General features: G+C 76.4%; 2 protein-coding genes. Both read right to left on the reverse strand.

All coding sequences use genetic code 11. The features are described from left to right. Positions 1-42: 42 nt before the first annotated feature. Positions 43-2,085, reverse strand: a complete 2,043-nt coding sequence (locus tag DZF91_RS25820; protein WP_117359797.1) for a prolyl oligopeptidase family serine peptidase — start codon at positions 2,083-2,085, stop codon at positions 43-45. A 57-nt stretch (positions 2,086-2,142) separates the two neighbouring features. Next, positions 2,143-2,922: ATP-binding cassette domain-containing protein (locus DZF91_RS25825; RefSeq protein ID WP_117359798.1), on the reverse strand; the 780-nt coding region annotated here is incomplete at its 5' end.

The raw sequence follows: 2,922 nt of genomic DNA on the forward strand, positions 1-2,922 counted from the left end.
CGGTCGCCGCCGGGGATCTCCCCGGCGGCGACCGCCGAGGCGTCAGGTCATGGCCGCGCCTCGGGGGGAGCCGTCGGACGCCGTCCATGTGAAGACGAAGGCCAGCAGGTCGGCGGCCAGGTCGAAGGAACGTCCGGCCGAGCGGGAGGCGTGCCCGACGCCGGACTCCCGGCGCAGCAGGACGGGGGCGTCTCCCGCGGTCGCCCACTGGAGCGCCGCGCACATCTTGCGGGCGTGCAGCGGGTCGACGCGGGAGTCCCCGTCGAAGACCGCGAAGAGGGTCGCCGGGTAGGCGGTGCCCTCGCGGACGCGGTGGTACGGCGAGTACGCGCGCAGCCAGCCGAACGCCTCCGGGTCGGCGGGCGAGCCGTACTCGCCGTGCCAGGCCGCGCCCATGCCGGACTTGTCGTAGCGGAGCATGTCCAGCAGCGGCGCGACGCAGACGGCCGCGGCGAACAGGTCCGGGCGCTGGGTCAGCGCGGCTCCGACGAGCAGGCCGCCGTTGGACTCGCCCCAGATCGCGAGCCGGTCGGAGGCCGTCCAGCCGTCGGCGACGAGCGTCTCGGCGGCGGCGAGGAAGTCGTCGAAGACGCGCTGCTTGCGGCCGAGGATGCCCGCGCGGTGCGAGTCCGTCCCGTCCTCGCCGCCGCCGCGCAGGTGGGCGATCGCGAGGACGCCGCCCGTCTCGACCCAGGCCAGCGCGTCCGCGGCGTAGGACGGGGTGAGCGGGATGCCGAAGCCGCCGTAGCCGTAGAGGATCGCCGGACGCGGTTCCGTCCCGTCGTGCGGACGGGCGATCACATCGACGCGCACCGGAGTGCCGTCCGCCGACGTGCAGATGATCTGGTGGGTCTCGATGGGCGGCGGGACGATCTCGCTGGGGGACGGTTCCCAGAGGGTGAGGGCGTCGTCGCGCGTGTCGTAGTGCCAGACGGCTTCGGGCGTGGCCATGCCGCTGTGCGTGAACCACAGCTCGTGCCCGTCGCCCGGACGCGTCACCAGCGGCCCGAGGACGCCGGGACCGGGCAGGTCGATGGCGCGGACGCGGGCGCCGGTGTGCGCGTCATGGAGGGCCAGCTCGGAGGTCCCGGAGCGGACGCGGGCTACGGCGATCAGGCCGTCCAGCAAGGCGAAGTCGGCCAGGACGGCCTGGTCGTCCTCGGCGATCAGCTCCGTCCAGTCGGCGGGACGGGACGGGTCGGCGACGCAGAGGCGGACGCGCGGCGCGTCCCGGTCGGTGACGATGTAGAGGCGTCCGTCCGGGCCGACGGCCGCGGCGGCGCGCGCGTCCGCGTCCCCGTCCGCGCCCCGGAGGACCGGGCGAAGGGCGTGCGGATCGGCGGACGCGAGGTCGGCGATGTACAGGGCGTTGCCCGGTCCGAGACCGTCGGCCGTGGAGACCACCAGGTGGCGGCCGTCCTCGCTGATGCCGACGCCGCAGGCCGCGGCCGGTCCGGTGACGGGCACGTCGTTCTCGGGCGGCTCGCCGACCGCGTGCCGCAGGACGCGGCGCCGCATCTCGTCGCCCGGTTCGGCGCGGACGTAGTAGAACGCGCTTCCGTCGGGCAGCCACGCCACCGGGGAGTAGCGGCAGCGGTCGATCGGGCCGTCCAGGGTCTCGCCGGTCGCGACGTCGAGGACGAACAGGTCGGCGCGCTCGGTCCCGCCGCGCGACACCTGGCAGGTCAGCAGCCGTCCGGTCGGGTCGGGCCGCCACGCGTCGAGCGTCGTCGTGCCGGACGGGTCGAGGACGGCGGGGTCGAGCAGCGTCCGCTCGGGGCCGTCGCCGTCCGCGACGTGCAGGGCGGCGTGCTCCTGCCCGGCGACGCGGCGGAGCGTGAAGCGCCGGCCGCCGCGCCAGACGGGCGCGCTGACGCTGCCGGTGTCGGCGAGTTCGGCGACGCGGGCGCGGAACGCCGCACGGAGGACGGGGTCGATGTGCTTGTGGAACAGCTCGTCCTGGGCGTCCAGCCAGGCGCGGGTCTCCGGCGAGGCGGGGTCCTCCAGCCAGCGGTAGGGATCGGCGACGCGGTGGCCGTGCAGGGTCTCGACGACGGGCCCGCGTTCGGCCTTGGGATGGTCCATGCGCGTGTTCCCCTCCGGGCACGAGATGCGGAAGCGGTGTCGGGTCGGAAGCTGCTCTCAGGTCTTTCGCGGGACGGCCGCCGGCAGCGCGTGGCCGGTCAGCGCCGCGTACGCGGGCGAGCCCGCGACCAGTTCGGCGTGCGTCCCGTGGTGGGTGCGGGTGCCGTCCATGAGCAGGACGCGGTCGGCGCGGCGGGCCGAGCCGAGGCGGTGCGCGACGACGATCAGCGTGCCGGGCCGGCGGGCGAACGCCGTCTCCGCGCGCAGCTCGGCGGCCGGGTCGAGATGGCAGGTCGCCTCGTCCAGGACGACCAGCCGGGCGGGCGCGAGGTAGGCGCGGGTCAGCGCGATGAGCTGCCGCTCCCCCGCAGAGAGCGCGCCGGGGTCGAGCTCGGCGTCCAGCCCGCCGAGCCGCCCCACGAGGCGGGCGGATCCGACGGCCTCCATGGCCCGCGCGAACGGCGGGTCCGGGTCGGACGTGAGGTAGCCGAGGTTCTCCCGGACGGTGCCGCGGAAGACGTACGCCTCCTGCGGGATCAGCACCCGGGCGGCGGGGTCGGCCAGCTCGGCGCGGACACCGCCGATCTCGACCGTCCCGGCACGGGGGCGCATCAGGCCGGTGACGAGCGCCGCGAGCGTGGACTTCCCGATCCCGCTGGGCCCGACCACCGCCAGGTGGCCGCCGGACGGGACGTCCAGGTCCAGCGCGTCGATCACCGGCGGGGCGTCCGGGCCGTACGCGGCGGTGACCCCTCGCAGCTTCACGTCGTCCCGCCCGGGCACGGCGGCGGGCGCGGACGCGGGCCGGCCGTCGGCGGCGGGCGCGGGTCGGCCGTC

The sequence above is a fragment of the Actinomadura logoneensis genome (assembly GCF_003428695.1).
Lineage (GTDB): Bacteria > Actinomycetota > Actinomycetes > Streptosporangiales > Streptosporangiaceae > Spirillospora > Spirillospora logoneensis.